Source organism: Paenibacillus terrisolis, from assembly GCF_056171975.1.
In genome coordinates this window covers 20,053-36,053 of record NZ_JBKFGG010000030.1, presented here as the reverse complement: position 1 = coordinate 36,053, position 16,001 = coordinate 20,053, and the positions used below count along the sequence as shown (strand labels likewise).

Here is a 16,001-nt window from a genome sequence, read left to right as displayed (position 1 = left end):
TGTTGGTTCCGGTTATGCCTGGCTGGCGGCGATGGCCTGCTCCAGGTCGTAAATAATGTCCTCGATTGCCTCAGTTCCGACGGACAAGCGGATCAGTTCCGGATTGACCCCTGCCGCAAGCTGTTCTTCCTCGCTCAGTTGCAAGTGCGTCGTGCTGGCCGGATGAATGATCAGCGACTTGGAATCGCCGACATTGGCTAAATGCGAGAACAGCTTGACGTTTTCGATCAGCTTGCGGCCCGCTTCCACTCCGCCTTTAATGCCGAAGGTCAAAATGGCGCCTTGACCCTTTGGCAAATATTTTTTCGCGAGATCGTAAGACTCGTGGCTTGGCAGGCCGGCGTAGCTTACCCATTCGACCTTGTCGTGATCCTCCAGGTACTGAGCGACCTTAAGGGCGTTTTGGCTGTGGCGCTCGACCCGTAAATGGAGCGTCTCAAGCCCTTGCAGCAGCAGCCATGCGTTGAACGGCGACAGCGACGCGCCCAGATCGCGCTGCAGTTGAACCCGCGCTTTGATGATATAAGCCAGCGGTCCAACCGCTTGCGTGTATACTACGTCGTGGTAGCTGGGATCCGGCTGGGTCAGGCCGTGGAACTTGTCGTTCGCCGTCCAGTCGAATTTGCCGCCATCGACGATAATGCCGCCGATGGAAGTCCCGTGGCCGCCGATGAACTTCGTGGCCGAATGCACGACGATATCCGCTCCATAGTCGATCGGACGCAGCAAATACGGACTCGGGAATGTGTTGTCGACGATCAGCGGGATTCCGTGCTCATGCGCAATGGCGGCGACGGCTTCAATGTCGAGGACATCGCCTTTCGGATTGCCGAGCGTTTCCGCATACAGCGCTTTGGTCTTGTCCGTGATCGCGGAGCGGAAATGCTCCGGATTCGAAGCATCCACAAACTTCACGTTAATGCCAAGCTTCGGCAATGTCGTTGCAAACAAGTTATAAGTCCCGCCGTAAAGCGTGCTGGAGGATACGATTTCATCTCCCGCTCCGGCGATATTCAAAATGGAGAAGGTTATCGCTGCCTGACCGGACGCCGTCGCCAGCGCGCCAACGCCTCCCTCAAGCGCCGCAACGCGCTTCTCGAATACGTCAGTTGTCGGATTCATGATACGGGTGTAAATATTGCCGAATTCCTTCAGGCCAAACAGATTGGCGGCGTGCTCGGTATCGCGGAAACCGTAGGAAGTCGTTTGGTACAGCGGGACCGCCCGGGAAAAGGTAGTCGGATCAATCTCCTGACCGGCATGAACCGCTAGGGTCTCCGGGGCGTATTGGCGTTCTTCGGACATGGATAAATTCCTCCTTCAATACATGTAATAAAATGGGCAAACATCAGCCTTCATGGTTTGTTTTTCCTATTCTCTCACATAACCGGTCATTTGGAAATAGAAAACCCGATAATTTTTATGTGAATTATCGGGTAAAATTTGTAATGCCGGTTTAATCCATGTATTTTCGTATAAAATAGGCATCCTCCAGATTGGGCTCCGCCGCTTTCAAACCGGGAAAAGGTGGAGTTTCCCCCACTAGTTTGACATACATCCCCTCCCCGGTCTCGCGAAAAACGATCATCCCCCGATCCGGCAGCCGGAGGAATTCGTCCATGGTCACGATGCCTTCCCATACTTGATACGGCAGATCCGAGAGCCACTCCGTTCTGTCCCCGTCAAAACGGACCTTACCCTTATCGAGCCATAACATATGATCCGCCCCCGCTTCCCATTCGTTTAATTCATGAACCGCGGCAACGACCGTCCGTCCCACGGCATATCGGGACAAATAGGAAATGGCCAGCTTCCGCTCCCCGGAATCCATGGCGTTTAACGGCTCGTCGAGAAACAGAAAACCCGGCGCCGCCAGAAGCGTTTGAGCGATCACGACCCGCCTCCTCACTCCCAGCGACAAATGCTTGATCCGCGTGTTTTTAAATTCCTCCAAACGGAAATCATGCAGCAGTCCCTCTACGCGCTCCATATCGTAAACGCCTTTCAGCTCGGCTAAATAGACAAGCATCCTTCGCGGCGTCATCTCTTCATACAATTCGATCTCCGAAGGAGCATAGCCGATTTGGCTGCGCACCAGCGGTAAATCCTCCTGCGCCGAGCGCTGCCGGTAAAGAATGCTCCCCTTCCTCGGCATCTGTACCGTCGCCAGCAGCTCCAGCAGCGTGGTTTTTCCCGCTCCGTTAGCCCCAACCAGAAGCGTAAGTCCCGAGTAGAAGCTCATCCGGTCGATTTTGAGGGAGAAGCCTCCAACGGACTGCCGCAAATTTTCGATCAATATCATGGCCTATTCCCGCCCCGTTCCGCCGATTTTCAAATTCCGGCTGCGGAAATACGAGCGGAACAGCAGCGCGGCTCCGACAATCAGCAATATCATGTCTACGATAGTTCCGGAAACACTGGGAAAGCGGGCTTGCGAGACCTGGTTCTCATAAATGAACCAGAGCAAGTAAATCGCCGAGGCGGAGAACATGGCCGTTTTTATCCCTTTGCGAAACAGGGTGTACATGGCAGCTCCCCCCATCAGCAACGAAATGCCTAACCACTGCAGCATAAAAGGGATAAACGGCAGCGTGATTTTATCCTCCATGGACACGCGGATACCAACCACGACGGAACCGATCAGGGCCCATATGACAATGAGCCCAAGCACCATCAGCATTCGGCAGTAAACCACAAGCGCCGGCGGATAAGGCGTGATGCTCTCGACGCTGCGCATGCCCGGGTCCCAGGAACGGTAGCTGTACAGCATGGATGCGATCAGCATCAGCGGCGTAATGATCGGGAACAAACCGCCCGGAAGAGCGTTGCCGATCATATAGGTTCTGTCGGGATTCACCGGATCGACCAGCAGAATCAGCATGAAAAACACCGCTGTCGCCGACAGGATCAATGATTTGCGGTTGATGCGGAATTGGCTCCACAGCAGCTTGCGCAGCGAAGGCACCTCAACCCGGGGATTGAAATCGAGCGCCGTAAACCGCTCTTTCGCCTTAAGGGCATCGAACTCCGGCTGAAGCGCCGCGATCAGTGCGGCTGTCTCCGAAGGAGACGGGGACGGCTGAAGCGCCTGCCGAAGAGGTTCCCTCAGTTCCCGCTCAAGCCGTTCAAGCTCTTTATCAATGGATGGGTTCATGAAGCCGTCCCTCCTTTTCCTCAAGTGGTTCCAATCGTTCTTTCTCAAATGCGGGAGAAGCAAATTCCCCTGTTCTGCCGAGAACCCGCTTCAGCTTGCGCAGTCCTCCGTACAGATGGGATTTGACCGAACTGAGCGGAAGCTCCAGCAGTTCGGCGATTTCCTGAAGCTTCAGCTCATGAAAAAATCGCATGCGCACGACTTCCTGCTGGACTTTGGACAGCCCGTTCATCGATTCGGCGATTTGCTCCACCGTCTCCTGGCGATCGATCAAATCCTCCGCCAGCGGCGACGGATCGGGCCGATCCGGCAGTTCGTCCGCGGCGATCTGCTCCGAGCGGAAGGTGGCGCTCCGCCAGTAATCCCGGCACAGGTTCAGGGCCACCTTGTAGAGCCACGGGCGAAGCTGGTCCAGTCCTTCATGCTTTTCCAAATGCCGGATCAGGCGAATGAAGGTTTCCTGAACGACATCCTCCGCCTTCGATCGGTCTCGAAGCTGCAGGGTAACATAGCTGAGCAGTGGCCCGTGATACCTCGTCACAAGCAATTCGAACGCTTCCTGGTCCCCTTGGGCCATCCGCTCGGCCAATTGCTGGTCGGAAATCATCTTCTCCCTCCTTCCCGATGAGTAAAGATTGCAGTGGTAGAGGCAGCCGTGTGAAATGTTCTTTCGATCGCTGCTGCTCCTGCCAGAACATTTCGTACTTTTGCCTTAACATTTTTCCTTTGAACTTAAAACAACCTAACGCAGCACTACTCTTCTTCCACAGAGACCCAGCGTTCCCTCCTGCCGATCAGCCAAACCGAAAAGGGCAGCAACAGAAAAGCGCCTAGCAGCAAAACGAGACGATTCACCGGGAACGAAGCCCACTTCGGCAAATAGGCTGAATACAACGTCCATCCGGACAGCAGCTTGCCGCTGCTTACCGTGTCCAGCATCCAGACCGAAAACCCGAGCGCCAGGCCGCCATATATTCTCCGGAACAAAACGATCCCGGTCATGGTTAGCGAAGCAAGTAAAAGATAAGCCGGCAGAGTCTGCAGCAGCAGCGGAAACACCCCGATTTCGGCGTGCTTCACGAGACCCCCGCCATTCCACAGATACCAATCCGTCTTGATGACGCCGAATTTCCACAGGTACACGGCCATCCAGCCGATTCCGAAAAGAAGAGAGATCAGGACGGCCAGCAGCCATTTGCGTACGGCCAGAATCCGCAGCGATACGGGGTACGTTGCAACTACTTCCATGCCCCCTCCGCCGATCTCACGCTGAAACAGCAGCAAGGTAAGAATGATGATTAACGGGAACATGCCCATTTCCGAATAATAATATACGGTCCGGGGATGTTCGGGATGTCCCGTAGCGATGCTGAGCAGATACAAGAAATAAACGAAAAACGCGAGTGCCGTCATCGGCTGCTTATGAAGCTTCAGCTCCATACCGATTCCCCTGCGGAACCCCTCAACTCCGGTTCTCATCGCCCATCACCTTCTCCCATTCCCGCTCCCATTCGGAATACGGGATTTTGTATTTTGGATCCAATCGTTCCTGTCCGATATTCTCGACCGCCAGTCCCTTACCGTAGAAATAATTCAGAATCTCTTTGATCTGTTTGTCTTTGCCTTGATCAAGAGCGGAGGATACCTGTTTGAGCATAAGCTCGCTCAAATTTTTCGGGTCGGTCTGCGGGGGCAAATAGTAAAGGTCCTGAAGCATACTATCCCCCTTGGTCCCTTCCAGAAGCTCCTTGTCGGAAGCTTTCTCCTCCTCGCGGAAATACAGATACCACAAAAGCCCTCTCAACTGCAGCCGGATATCCTTCTCCGTATTGTCGATCAAATAATCGCCGGTTCTTGAACCGATCAGCATCGCATTCATCAGGGTTTTGGATGTATATTGACTATCCGAGCTATGCCATAGCAAGTTATACGTCTGGTTCTCGATCTCCGAATGGACATAAATGTTAATCGGCAGATCAATAACCTGATTGATTTTGGGATGGAAGTCTTCGATCCAAGAAGCGTAGTAGGCATACAGCTTGCTCCAGGCGTTCAGCAGTTCCTTGGCTCTTTCTTCATTGTACGGCGTCGTTTCGACCCGAACCGGAAGCGCCGGGTGAGTTACCGTGACGGCTTCCCCCCCGTACAAACTGATGCTATTGGAAGCTTTCGACTCAAAAGACTGTTCTTCCCCCTGCCGGCCCGTTTCCGTCAAATTGCCAAAGAGCGGCAGCTCAAACCCGGAGGCGGTCAAATTGAAGTCGGCCGGCGGATTGACGATTCCGGAGAAGGCACCCCCAGGTTGCAGAGTAGAGCTGCTAAAGTCCTTTACATATAACGGTTGATAACCCGGGAGCGGATACCAGCCAATGTACCCCGGCAAAAAGACATCTCCGCCTTTGACGAAGGCGAAAAAGCCGCCGCTGCGAAAATCATTGGCAAAATCCATGATCATTCCGCTATACTCCAGATTGACTTCCAGCTGGCCACCCTCAGGGGCGGGAAGCTTGGCGGCGAGCCGATCCCCCTCGCGCTCGAACGAAACTTTAATCCCGTTGACACTTAGCTTGTTTACGTCGAAATCGCGATTAAGCGTTAAAGGGAGCTCTGTTTTGCCGTCCAGTTCCCCTGCCGGAATATGCAAAAGAACTTTGGCGTCCAGCACATCCCCGGGCTGACGCCGCAGATCGATCCGATAATCCGAAATTCGATAAACGCTGTGCTTCCCGGGCTGCAGGATATCCTGCACCTTCTCGAGGTCCGGGTCATTTAAAATCTCGCGATATCCCGCATAACGCTCCTGCCAGATGAGCCCGTAAGGCGCGAACGCCCCGCAGGCCAACAGCAATGCGAGCCCAACGGCCGCCCATGAAACGCTGCGGCGTTTGGTCGGCCGCAAGCTGTTCAGCACGATCAATCCGGCGGCAAGCAGCAGCAGGGAAAACGCCGTGACAAACAAACGGGAGTACAGCAGCTCACCTCTGATTAAATGGATTCCCCAGAAGTCGCTATCCAAGTTTCCGGTAAGAAGGAGCCCGCTAAGATGAAACGTCCGCAAAAAATACAGATGAGCTTTGTCCAATATAAAGAGATCGAGAAAAAAGGTTCCGAACATCCAGGCGCAAAAACCTATTAAATAAACAACCCGATTCGGAATGCATATCGCCAGCAGCATGGCCAGAGCAAGCGTTATAATGTAGGACACTTCATAGGTAACTGTGAAATAACGGGAATATTCCATCGTAACGGACCAGTCCACTCCGGTTTTCGCGGAGAACCAGGCGTATACCGCTCCTGCCAGCACAGTAAAGATCGTAAAGTAAATCAATCCGGCCAAATATTTGGCCGAAAGTCTCACTCCGTAGGAGACGGGCAAAGCGCTGCTCCATTCGTAGGAAGGACGCCGAAGGTCTCTTCGGATCGATAAAACGCCCTGAAGCATCACGAGGCCCAGCGTCATGGTGTTAATGAGCGTATGGCTGGAGTATGCGTCACTGTATAAATCGCTAGGGGCCAATTGGCTGATTCCCCAAATATTCAGTAGTCCGAACAGTACCGGCAAAATCATCAGCCACGGGTTGCGGAAAGTCATGCCGAATTCAAAAGAAAACTGGCGGCGCCATTTCATCATGACCGCATTCCCTCCATTTGCCCCGATCGAAGCAGGGACAAATAGCCGTCTTCCAGCGTAGGCCGGACAAGCTCGGCTCCGGAAGCGCCGGCGGGAGGCTCCGTGCCGATCACCCGGCACAGCAAGCCTTCTTCGGTCCGCTTGGTTGAAACTACCGACATCGGGTCAAGCGAGGCGAACTGAGCTTCGGACAGGCGGGCCTCCCATACCCTGCCGCTGCCGTATTCCTGAAGTTCCGCCAGTTCTCCGGACATCTTCACGCGGCCTTTGTCCAAAACAGCGATTTGCCGGCAGTTGCTTTCGATATCGGCTACGATATGCGTGGAGAGCAGAACAATCCGCCCGAGGCTGAACCGGGTCAGCAGATTGCGAAAGCGGACGCGTTCTTCGGGATCGAGACCGGCCGTCGGCTCGTCGACGATCAGGACGCGCGGTGAGCCCAGCAGCGCTTGGGCGATGCCGAGACGGCGCTTCATGCCGCCGGAATACGTCTGGATCCTTTTCCCCGCTTTGTCCTGAAGATTCACCTCTTCGACAATCCGGCGGATCTCCGCTTTACGCTGCTTCTTGTCGTTTAGTCCCTTCATTACGCCGACATAGTCGAGATACTCGGCTCCGGTCATCTGCGGATAAACCTGAAACTGCTGCGGCAGATACCCGATCATGGCGCGGATATCCTCAGGGCTTCGCAGAGAAACGTTATAAATAAAAGCTTCTCCCTCCGTCGGGGCGGTGAGCGTAGCCAGGATGCGCATCAGGGAGGATTTGCCGGCCCCATTAGGTCCGAGCAATCCGACCATGCCTTCCTGCAGCGTTAAATTCACATCGTTCAGCGCCAAACCGCCACGACGGTATCTTTTGGATAAGTGATTGATTTGAATCATAAGATTCCTCATTCCTTGTCGATTTGAATTGCTCCGCGGTAAGCATCTGTACCTGTAACGGAATGGGCGGTAAAAAAGTTTGAATTTCATGCAAAAAGAGCGCCATTCCCAAGTGTTCCCTGGAATGACGCTCTTGGTTCGCTTATTTGACGGCGTTCCGCCTCACGGATAGATGACGAATCAATAGTCGCTCTTGGCGCTCAGTCCCTGCGCAATCGCTACTCCGGCGCTCGTGCCGAGGCGCGTTGCGCCGGCTTCGATCATGGCCTGGGCATCAGCCAGCGAGCGCACGCCCCCTGAAGCTTTCACGCCCACGTTCGGGCCAACGGTCTTCGACATCAAGGCTACGGCTTCCACCGTCGCTCCGCCCGTGGAGAAGCCCGTCGACGTCTTGACAAAATCGGCGCCGGCCGATACCGAAAGACGGCTTGCGCGAACAATTTCATCTTCGGTCAGCAGGCAGGTTTCCAAAATGACTTTCACCAGGGCTTTCCCCGAAGCCGCTTTAACGACGGCAGCGATGTCGCGTTCAACCAGCTCGTCATTGCCATCCTTCAACGCGCCGATGTTGATGACCATGTCTACTTCCCCGGCGCCCTCGCGGATCGCCTGGTCCGCTTCAAAAGCTTTAACTTCCGATACCGAAGCTCCCAGCGGGAACCCGATAACGGTGCAAACTTTGACTTCCGGCGTATCTTTCAAGGCTTCGGCCGCGGTTTTCACCCATACCGGGTTGACGCAGACCGAAGCAAAGCGGTACTGTTTGGCCTCTTCAGTCAGTTTAAGTATGGCTTCCTTGCCGGCTTCCGGCTTCAGAAGCGTATGATCGATCATGCGAATTATCGTATTTGACACGTGGATGTTCCTCCGTTCATCTGTGGAAAGCACCCGTGAATCGGCGCTGATTGCAGCCATGCGAAATGCCATCGACGCTTGTCTTCCGGGCCTCTTCTGTAATCATACCCAAGGCTGTGCGCTTTTGCAAAGCAATTGGGCATACTTGGATATTCGGTGTGAGCAAGAGTGTGAAATGTTTTTGAAGAAACGGTAATGGTCGCACTTTGTGATCGGACTTCTACTTATATCTGAATTTATAAAATCAAAGAAATCCGGGAACAACAGCGATCGTAGAAAACGTTTCACACGGCTGCCTCCGTCGCCGAAAATACATTCTGCCTAATACAAGCTGGTGATTTGCACACCGCCCGGCAGCTTGAACGGATTCTCCTTATTGATATGATCGTAAAACATAATGCCGTTCAGATGGTCGATCTCATGCTGCATGACGATCGCGTCGAAGCCTTTGAAGCGTAATTTAAGCTCTTTGCCGTCTTCGCTATAGCATCTGATCTGCACTTTCTCATATCGCGGAACGAAGCCTTGAATCGGCCGGTCCACTGACAAGCAGCCTTCGCTTTCCGGCAGGTAAATCATCGTGGTCGAGTGACTGATGATTTTGGGGTTGTACATGGCGACCTCGCGAGTCTGCCCCTCATCGTCGGACAAAAGAGCGGCGAACATCCGCTTGTTCAAGCCAATCTGGTTGGCGGACAAGCCGATGCCGGCCCGCAGCTTGTATCTCTTGGAAAGCTCAGGGTCCTGACTGTACTTGAGAAACTGCAGCATCGACGCCATCTCTTCGCGATCCTCTTCACTGGGAGGCGTGCTCACCGGCTCCGTGACCACGCGAAGAATCGGCTCTCCCTCCCGAACGATATCGTCCATCATAATGATGTAATTGCTGTTGAATTTACTCATAAATAAAAAGTTCATCCACCTTCGTATGCAATATTTGCGCCAATTTAAAAGCCAGCTCCAGCGTCGGATCGTATTTGTCGTTCTCCACACAGTTGATCGTTTGTCTGGCCACGCCGCATTCCTGAGCCAGCTTGAGCTGGGTGAAGCCCAGCTTTTTGCGGATTTGACGGATCTTATTTTTCACGGGCATCACCAAAATGTCTAAAGTTTTGGACTTCTCAGATCGTACCACGGTCTTGATCCGCTGTCAAAATGAGAACCGATTTCATTTATATTTATGCCAGTCCATCTCGCTTGTGTTCAGCAAATGCTCGAAGTCGTTCTCCAGTCTCTTCTTCTCCGCGCGGCGAGCTTCCTCCACTTTCGTCCGTTCTTGCTCCCGGCGCTGCTCCTCTTCCTTCTTCAGTTCATTCGCTTGCTCTTTTAGCTTGGCCAAGGTGGCTTCACCGAGCAGATCTTTAAGTGTAGCCGGTTTATCCGATGAAGCGCCCTTCGGGGCGTTGTTCGTTTTCTTCTTCGCCATGTTCGTTCACCTCAATATTTATGCCTGCTGCGCTCGATCCTAAAGTATCACAGTCCGAAAAAAGTTGTCAATTTACGCTCCTCCAGTCGTACAAGCCAATAGACCGGAATAAGATGTACAAGCGGCAGTTAAAAATTGGAATCTTGAGGTGTTACGCATGAACGGTTTTTTAACCTACATCATTCTGGGCTTGTCTTTGTCCGCCCCAATCGGCCCTGTGAATGCGGCCCAACTCGATAAAGGCATCCGAGGCGGGTTCATGCATGCCTGGCTGGTCGGGCTTGGCGCTTTGATGGCCGATATTTTGTACATGCTGTTGGTTTATTTCGGCGTTGTCCATTTTCTGAACACTCCCTTTATGAAAACGCTGCTGTGGATGTTCGGCTGCTACGTCCTTGTTTACAGCGGAATCGACAGCCTGAGGCAGGCGGGAAAAATACGGCTGAACGAAATAAGAGGCAGCGAGCCCCTGCTGAAATCGTTCGGAACGGGATTTGTGATGTCCGTGTCCAATCCGCTCTCCATTCTATTCTGGCTCGGGATTTACGGATCGGTATTGGCCCAGGCCGCAGAAAATACGGACACTACGCAGCTCATCATAAACAGCGCGGCGATCATCGTCGGTTTGGTTTTGTGGGACGTCACGATGGCCGGCTTCGCCAGCGTTTTTCGCCGCTTGTTGACGGACCGCGTTCTCTTCGCTATCTCCGTCATTTCCGGACTGTCCCTGATCGGCTTTGGGGCGTATTTCGGTTATGAAGCCTTTGTTCTGATGCTGGCCCGCCTCTAAATGGAACTCATTCAAGTTGTCCGCTTTGGCCGCAAAACGGGTTTTCGTTTTCCCCGCCCCGCAGGCTCTCTTCGTTTCCAGACCGCAAACTGCATAATAAGCGTAACGATCCCGATTACACCGATAAACACGAAGCTTCCCCAAAATCCGGGACGGCTTGCCGAGTGGAACAATGTCCCGGAAACGACAAGCAAAATCAGCACCATACCGGCATAACGCTTGATTCGGCCAAAGACGGTCAGTTTCAATAACTTTCCTGAGGTCACGAGGATAAAAAACCAGTTGTACAGCAGCAGCAACCCGGCAGCTGTCGTGATATATTCGTAAATACGCCCCGGCATGGCCAGTGAAAGCGCGATGGAACCGACGAGTCCCGCCGCGGTCATGCCGATCGCGAATAACGGCCGGTTCTTCCATGCCGTTTTGGCAAACAGCAGCGGAGCGTCGTTATCTTTGGCGAGTGTAACCAGCATAGTCGTAACCGCATACAAAGACGCAACCATCGTTGAAAATCCGGCAACGATCAGTACCCCGTTGAATACGTGTGGAATAAAAGGGAGCGAATAACCGCTGAACGCCGTGATAAAGGGACTGCGTTTGGGATCCACGGAGGACCAGGGTATCATCGTGATCACAAGCCCGATCGATAAAAGATAAACCACGGTCAACAGCAGCAGCATGACGGTTCCCGATTTCGGGGCTTCCTCCGGCTTGCGGAGACGGATCGCCATCAGTCCCATGACTTCAATGCCGCCAAAAGCATAAAACGCAAAAATAGCCCCCGACCAAATTCCCCGGTATCCCGCCGGAAAAATGGCGCTTAGGGTATGAGGAAACAGCGGCTGCCGCCCTGCTCCGGGGAGGAACCCCGCCAGCGCGGCCGCGGCGATGCCGAGAAACATCAAGATCGCCGCGATCTTGATGACGGAGAGCACGTTCTCGATCGGATCAAACACCCGGTTGCCGATCAGAATGACCCCGAGTCCCGCCAGCGCATACCCCGCCGCAAACCCCCACATCGGAACGCCGGGGAACCAGAAGCGCGAAAAAAGCGACAACGCGGTCAGCTGGCTGCCCATGATCAACAGCTCGGAGGACCAATACACCCATCCGCTGCCAAAGCCTGCCCAGCGGCCAAACGCCCGTTTGGCATAAGAGCGGAACGAGCCCTGCTCCGGGCGGTCGGCGGTCATTTTCGCCAACATTTCAAATACCGTATAAGTGACAAGCGCAGCCAACGCAAAAGCGATCATAATTGACGGCCCCGCCATGCGGATTCCCAGGCCGGAGCCAAGAAAATACCCGGTGCCGATCGTTGAGGCCACGCCAAGCAAGGAGAGCTGCCACCACTTCAAATTCCCCTGCTCCCCTCCGCTTGCCCGCTCATTGTTCATTTTTTCAGATCCCCCGTTTCCGATGTATCGCTGAAAGTTCATCTTCCTATTGTGGATGGGAGTTCCGCTTATTATGTAAAAAAGGGCGTGCCAAAAGAAAATCGGCTCATTTGACGACCCGCACACTTAACTGAAAAAGGAATCCAAAAGTGAAAGTGCCGGGCAAGTGAAAGCCATCCGATCACCGGATTGGTTTTCGGCAAGTTTCGAAGTCGAAAACGCCGTAGACTTTGGTTGCTCTTGAAACACGGCCCGAAGGTTCGTGTGAGAGTCGGCCTTGCCGGCAGGCTGGTCAGCCGGAGTGAGCTCGACATCAAGGAAGATCTGCTCGTACGCAGCCGTGCCCGGCCTGCTTGGACTGCTTTGCAGGGGTAGCGGCTCTGAACGGGGGCCGTCCTGGCCTGGAATCACCAATCAACGGCAAACAGCCAATTCTCGGATGACTTCTCGAATAGCGGTATAAAATGGCCCTATTTCACTCCGAAACCGCATTTTCCTGAAAATAGCGGCACAAAATGGCCCTACTTTCGGCAAAACGTCCAAAACCGAGAGGAAAAGGAGCTCTTTTGAAAAAATAAGGCCATAAAAAGGCGTTATTCTTTCCAGAAGATGCCTCTCCAAGGGAATAAGGCCATAGAAGGCGCTATTTTAAGTGTCGTGGGATGCGGCGTTGGGAACGTCGTTGACCAAAGCAGAGTACACCGGAGCAGAGTACACCAGAGCAGACAGCTTGTTCTAACGCAAATTATAAAGGGTGTCCCAAAAGCCGTCACAGATGACTTTCGGACACCCTTTTTGTGCAAGCTGCGCCATGCAGCATCTAATTTTAGCAAAGGGTCATACGTCGAGCCCAATCTTGCTATCGGCATCCGGCACCGGCAACACTTTGCCCGGCCAAAAAGCCAGATTCCCGAGCAGCCTTGTAATGGCCGGAACGAGGAACGGACGAACGATGAAGGTGTCGAGCAGGACGCCAATCGCGGATATCGTCCCGAATTGGACAAGCACCTGAATCGGCAAAGTCGCCAGTACGGCAAAGGTGCCGGCCAATATAAGTCCTGCAGAGGTGATCACGCCCCCGGTTTCGGTCACGCCTTCCCGGATCGCGTCTTTGAGCGGCATCGTTTTGCGCTTTTGCCAAATGCTTGAAACCAGGAAGATGTTGTAATCCTCGCCCAGGGCCACCAGGAATACGAAAGCGTACAGCGGGATCAAGCCCTGGATGGCGGACGCCCCCATGATATCGTGAAGGACGAGCCAGCCGAGGCCAAGCGCCGAGAAATAAGACAAAATTACGGTGAGAATTAGATAGACCATGGCGACGAGCGAACGCAGATACACAAGCAGCAACAATGCGATTAAACCGATGACGATCGGGATGATCACCTCGGTGTCTCCGTTATAGGCCTGTTCCGTATCATACTGCGTTGCCGTCTGGCCGCTGATCAAGATCCGGTCTTTTGGCGAGGATATCCCCGCATCCTTCAGCGCCTTTTCGGCCGTATTCCGGATATCCGGGATATGACGAAGCGCTTCGTTGGAATAGGGGTTGATATTAAACTGCAAATCCAGCGCCACGATGTTGGGACTGTTCTTGCCTTCGGCCGGATCGGAGACTTTGCTGAGGTAAGGCAGGCCGGAGAGCGTATCCTTGAGATTTACCTGCTTCCCCTCCGTATCGACCATCAGCTTAACGGGCGCCAGCTCGCCCGGAGTAAATTTGTCCGCAATCGTCGAGAAACCTTCCCGGGACGCCATGTCTTCCGGAAAAGACGAGAGCAAATCCGAGGTGTAATGGATCCGCAGCGCATTTGCCGCTAACCCGCCAAGCACCACAATGGTAACGACAAACACCAACCATGGTTTTTGCGTTACAGTACGGCCGATCCAGCCGCCCTGCCGTTTGCTCGTACGCACCGCCGCTTTTTTTCCGGTGCGTTTGGCATGTTCCTCCGCCATTTCCGGGGTTCTCGGAATAAACGGAAAGAACGAGGTCCGCCCGAAAATCGACAGCAGCGCCGGAACCAGCGTCAAGCTGGCGAGACCCATGATCAGAATCGACAGGCTGAACGGCACGGCAAATCGATGAACCGCTCCGTACTTCGCAAGCAGCAGGACAAGCAAAGCGATCACCACGGTAAAACCGCTCATGGCGATGGCCCCGGAAACGTCCTTCACTGAGCTGATTAAAGCCTTAACCTTATCGTTCTCCTCGTGCAGAAGCTTGCGGTAATGCGAGATCAGGAACAGGCAGTAATCCGTTCCCGCTCCGAACAGCAGCACCGTCATAATCGAAATCGCCTGCGAGTCGACGGTGATCCAGCTCTGCTCCGCCATTTTGCCCAAAATCGGACCGGTTACGCCATAAGCGAATCCAACCGCAATCAGCGGAATAAAGGCCAAAATCGGCGACCGGTAAATCAGAAGCAGCAGGATCAGGACAATCGCCACCGTGGCGATCAGCAGTGAGATATCGGCCTTGGAAAACAGCTCGACGGCATCGATCGATATGCCCGCTGGCCCTGAAACCCGGGCGGTCAGTTGATCGCCCCCCGCTTTTTCCGCAAAAGGATCAGTTCCGAAAATACCCTCCGCCTGCTTGCGGATCTCCTTCACGCCGGATTTCATCGCATCCGAATCCGCGGTTTTGGAGAAGAAAAACGGGAATACCAATGCCGAGCCGTCGGATGAGGCCTGCTGCTTCAGCGCGGGCAGCGGCACCTGCTGCAGCGGAATCACCATCTCCTGGGATTCCAGAGGATGCTCCGTGAAATAAGCCGTGAGCTGCTGCATATGGGCATAATCCTCATCCGTGAGTCCGCCCTCCCGGCTCCACACGAGCAGCGCCGGAATGCCGTTGCCGCCCGGGAACTCTTTAGCGGCCAGTTTCTCGGCAACGACGGATGGTTGCGTTTCCTCCAAATTGGCCGCATTATTTTTCTCCATCTGATTTACGTTCGGCCAAACCATGCTTAGTACACCCGCGAGCAAGATCCAGGCAGCCAGGGTCGCCCATTTTGTCTTTCTCCCTGCTGCGAGGCGAGCTATACGGTCCATAAAGTTCCCCGCCATTTTCTCCACGACCTCCGTTATAACCATCAAAGTTTAGTAAGCCATTTCTAATTATATATACCGCACGGTTAATTATCAATGAAGCTTGCGAAGATATCCGGTTTTATCCCTTTTCACTTGGGTTATGGTATAATTATGGGCCAGTACGAGGTGTTTGAGGTGATATTAATGAGCATCGCTAAAAAACGTCCGCTTGGCCGGCCCGTTCATCAGGCGGATGCGGTTCACACGTCCGAACAAATACTGCGCTGCGCTTCCCGGCTTTTCATCGAAAAGGGGTACGACTCCGTCTCCATGAATCTCGTCGCCGAAGAATGCGGCTTTACAAAAGCTACATTATATTATTATTTTCCGGCAAAAACGGATCTGTTCGTCGCCTCCATGGTCGCCGTGCTCTCTCACGTAAAACGGCGCATTCAGGCCCTTTTGCGGCAGCCGGGCTCGTTTCGGGAACGCTTAATCAGTATCTCGGCCCATTACTTGCGGGTTCCGCAAATTCATATGGACGATATGTTCCGCAGGATCAAACATCATCTGTCCCAAGAGCAGCAGACGCAATTGATCGACCATGAGAACGAGCTGTACGATACGCTGCGGCAGGGGTTTGAGGAAGCGGCGCGGGCAGGCGAAATCGCATGCGACGACGCGAATCTCGCTGCGCATCTCTTCGTTTCCATGCTGAAGGTCGGGTCACGGGAGTATACCGACGAAATGAAGCTGTTCGCTTCGGAGGAAGAAGCGGCCCAAGCGATCGTAGCTTTTCTTTGGCGAGGCATTCACACATAAATCGACCAT

Annotated in this window: 15 protein-coding genes; 2 read left to right on the top strand and 13 right to left on the bottom strand. The window is 53.7% G+C overall.

The features are described 5' to 3' along the window. Nucleotides 1-12 precede the first annotated feature (12 nt). From ACI48K_RS20355 to ACI48K_RS20305, 11 genes are all read right to left on the bottom strand, one after another. The gene (locus ACI48K_RS20355; RefSeq protein WP_475029464.1) at nucleotides 13-1,305 is read right to left on the bottom strand and encodes a homocysteine synthase; all 1,293 of its coding nucleotides are present in this window, start codon (nucleotides 1,303-1,305) and stop codon (nucleotides 13-15) included. Nucleotides 1,306-1,456: 151 nt separating this feature from the next. Next, on the bottom strand, nucleotides 1,457-2,302 hold the full coding sequence (locus ACI48K_RS20350) for an ATP-binding cassette domain-containing protein (protein WP_475029463.1): 846 nt from the start codon (nucleotides 2,300-2,302) through the stop codon (nucleotides 1,457-1,459). 3 nt (nucleotides 2,303-2,305) lie between these two features. Further along, a complete protein-coding gene (locus ACI48K_RS20345) occupies nucleotides 2,306-3,154 on the bottom strand; it encodes a hypothetical protein (RefSeq protein WP_475029462.1) in 849 nt (282 codons plus the stop codon). Continuing rightward, nucleotides 3,138-3,761 (bottom strand): RNA polymerase sigma factor, encoded by a 624-nt coding sequence (locus ACI48K_RS20340; RefSeq protein ID WP_475029461.1) that lies wholly within the window; start codon nucleotides 3,759-3,761, stop codon nucleotides 3,138-3,140. The genes ACI48K_RS20345 and ACI48K_RS20340 overlap by 17 nt, the downstream gene beginning before the upstream one ends. A 146-nt stretch (nucleotides 3,762-3,907) precedes the next feature. Then, entirely contained in the window at nucleotides 3,908-4,633 is a 726-nt protein-coding gene (locus ACI48K_RS20335; RefSeq protein WP_475029460.1) for a hypothetical protein, read from the bottom strand. Beyond that, nucleotides 4,617-6,785, bottom strand: coding sequence for an ABC transporter permease (locus ACI48K_RS20330; RefSeq protein ID WP_475029459.1), 2,169 nt, complete (start codon nucleotides 6,783-6,785; stop codon nucleotides 4,617-4,619). The genes ACI48K_RS20335 and ACI48K_RS20330 overlap by 17 nt, the downstream gene beginning before the upstream one ends. Further along, nucleotides 6,782-7,669 carry an ABC transporter ATP-binding protein gene (locus ACI48K_RS20325; protein ID WP_475029458.1) on the bottom strand — a complete coding sequence of 296 codons (888 nt, stop codon included), beginning with the start codon at nucleotides 7,667-7,669 and terminating at the stop codon, nucleotides 6,782-6,784. Before ACI48K_RS20325 ends, ACI48K_RS20330 begins: the two co-directional genes overlap by 4 nt. A gap of 180 nt (nucleotides 7,670-7,849) precedes the next feature. After that, nucleotides 7,850-8,503, bottom strand: a complete 654-nt coding sequence (deoC, locus tag ACI48K_RS20320) for a deoxyribose-phosphate aldolase (RefSeq protein WP_475029515.1) — start codon at nucleotides 8,501-8,503, stop codon at nucleotides 7,850-7,852. Between the two features lie 342 nt (nucleotides 8,504-8,845). After that, nucleotides 8,846-9,427 carry a peptide deformylase gene (def, locus tag ACI48K_RS20315; RefSeq protein ID WP_475029457.1) on the bottom strand — a complete coding sequence of 194 codons (582 nt, stop codon included), beginning with the start codon at nucleotides 9,425-9,427 and terminating at the stop codon, nucleotides 8,846-8,848. Next, entirely contained in the window at nucleotides 9,420-9,611 is a 192-nt protein-coding gene (locus ACI48K_RS20310; protein ID WP_475029456.1) for a helix-turn-helix transcriptional regulator, read from the bottom strand. The genes def and ACI48K_RS20310 overlap by 8 nt, the downstream gene beginning before the upstream one ends. 81 nt (nucleotides 9,612-9,692) lie before the next feature. Then, entirely contained in the window at nucleotides 9,693-9,950 is a 258-nt protein-coding gene (locus ACI48K_RS20305; protein WP_475029455.1) for a YqkE family protein, read from the bottom strand. A gap of 157 nt (nucleotides 9,951-10,107) precedes the next feature. Between ACI48K_RS20305 and ACI48K_RS20300 the strand changes: the two genes are divergently transcribed. Beyond that, the gene (locus ACI48K_RS20300; RefSeq protein ID WP_475029454.1) at nucleotides 10,108-10,740 is read left to right on the top strand and encodes a LysE family transporter; all 633 of its coding nucleotides are present in this window, start codon (nucleotides 10,108-10,110) and stop codon (nucleotides 10,738-10,740) included. A gap of 11 nt (nucleotides 10,741-10,751) precedes the next feature. On the opposite strand, the gene ACI48K_RS20295 is transcribed toward ACI48K_RS20300, so the two are convergent. Together ACI48K_RS20295 and ACI48K_RS20290 are read right to left on the bottom strand one after the other, a co-directional pair. After that, nucleotides 10,752-12,134 carry a GerAB/ArcD/ProY family transporter gene (locus ACI48K_RS20295; RefSeq protein ID WP_475029453.1) on the bottom strand — a complete coding sequence of 461 codons (1,383 nt, stop codon included), beginning with the start codon at nucleotides 12,132-12,134 and terminating at the stop codon, nucleotides 10,752-10,754. Between the two features lie 837 nt (nucleotides 12,135-12,971). Beyond that, complete coding sequence (locus ACI48K_RS20290; RefSeq protein WP_475029452.1) at nucleotides 12,972-15,191, bottom strand: MMPL family transporter; 2,220 nt, start codon at nucleotides 15,189-15,191, stop codon at nucleotides 12,972-12,974. 183 nt (nucleotides 15,192-15,374) lie between these two features. Between ACI48K_RS20290 and ACI48K_RS20285 the strand changes: the two genes are divergently transcribed. Further along, nucleotides 15,375-15,992, top strand: a complete 618-nt coding sequence (locus ACI48K_RS20285) for a TetR/AcrR family transcriptional regulator (protein WP_475029451.1) — start codon at nucleotides 15,375-15,377, stop codon at nucleotides 15,990-15,992. Nucleotides 15,993-16,001: the final 9 nt, after the last annotated feature.

Bases quoted from the DNA above. Each gene is read 5' to 3' on its own strand.
- ACI48K_RS20335 (WP_475029460.1), bottom strand. From the start codon at position 4,633: ATGAGAACCGGAGTTGAGGGGTTCCGCAGGGGAATCGGTATGGAGCTG.
- ACI48K_RS20290 (WP_475029452.1), bottom strand. From the start codon at position 15,191: ATGGACCGTATAGCTCGCCTCGCAGCAGGGAGAAAGACAAAATGGGCG.
- def (WP_475029457.1), bottom strand. From the start codon at position 9,427: ATGAGTAAATTCAACAGCAATTACATCATTATGATGGACGATATCGTT.
- ACI48K_RS20340 (WP_475029461.1), bottom strand. From the start codon at position 3,761: ATGATTTCCGACCAGCAATTGGCCGAGCGGATGGCCCAAGGGGACCAG.
- ACI48K_RS20295 (WP_475029453.1), bottom strand. From the start codon at position 12,134: ATGAACAATGAGCGGGCAAGCGGAGGGGAGCAGGGGAATTTGAAGTGG.
- ACI48K_RS20305 (WP_475029455.1), bottom strand. From the start codon at position 9,950: ATGGCGAAGAAGAAAACGAACAACGCCCCGAAGGGCGCTTCATCGGAT.
- ACI48K_RS20350 (WP_475029463.1), bottom strand. From the start codon at position 2,302: ATGATATTGATCGAAAATTTGCGGCAGTCCGTTGGAGGCTTCTCCCTC.
- ACI48K_RS20330 (WP_475029459.1), bottom strand. From the start codon at position 6,785: ATGATGAAATGGCGCCGCCAGTTTTCTTTTGAATTCGGCATGACTTTC.
- deoC (WP_475029515.1), bottom strand. From the start codon at position 8,503: ATGATCGATCATACGCTTCTGAAGCCGGAAGCCGGCAAGGAAGCCATA.
- ACI48K_RS20325 (WP_475029458.1), bottom strand. From the start codon at position 7,669: ATGATTCAAATCAATCACTTATCCAAAAGATACCGTCGTGGCGGTTTG.
- ACI48K_RS20345 (WP_475029462.1), bottom strand. From the start codon at position 3,154: ATGAACCCATCCATTGATAAAGAGCTTGAACGGCTTGAGCGGGAACTG.
- ACI48K_RS20355 (WP_475029464.1), bottom strand. From the start codon at position 1,305: ATGTCCGAAGAACGCCAATACGCCCCGGAGACCCTAGCGGTTCATGCC.
- ACI48K_RS20300 (WP_475029454.1), top strand. From the start codon at position 10,108: ATGAACGGTTTTTTAACCTACATCATTCTGGGCTTGTCTTTGTCCGCC.
- ACI48K_RS20285 (WP_475029451.1), top strand. From the start codon at position 15,375: ATGAGCATCGCTAAAAAACGTCCGCTTGGCCGGCCCGTTCATCAGGCG.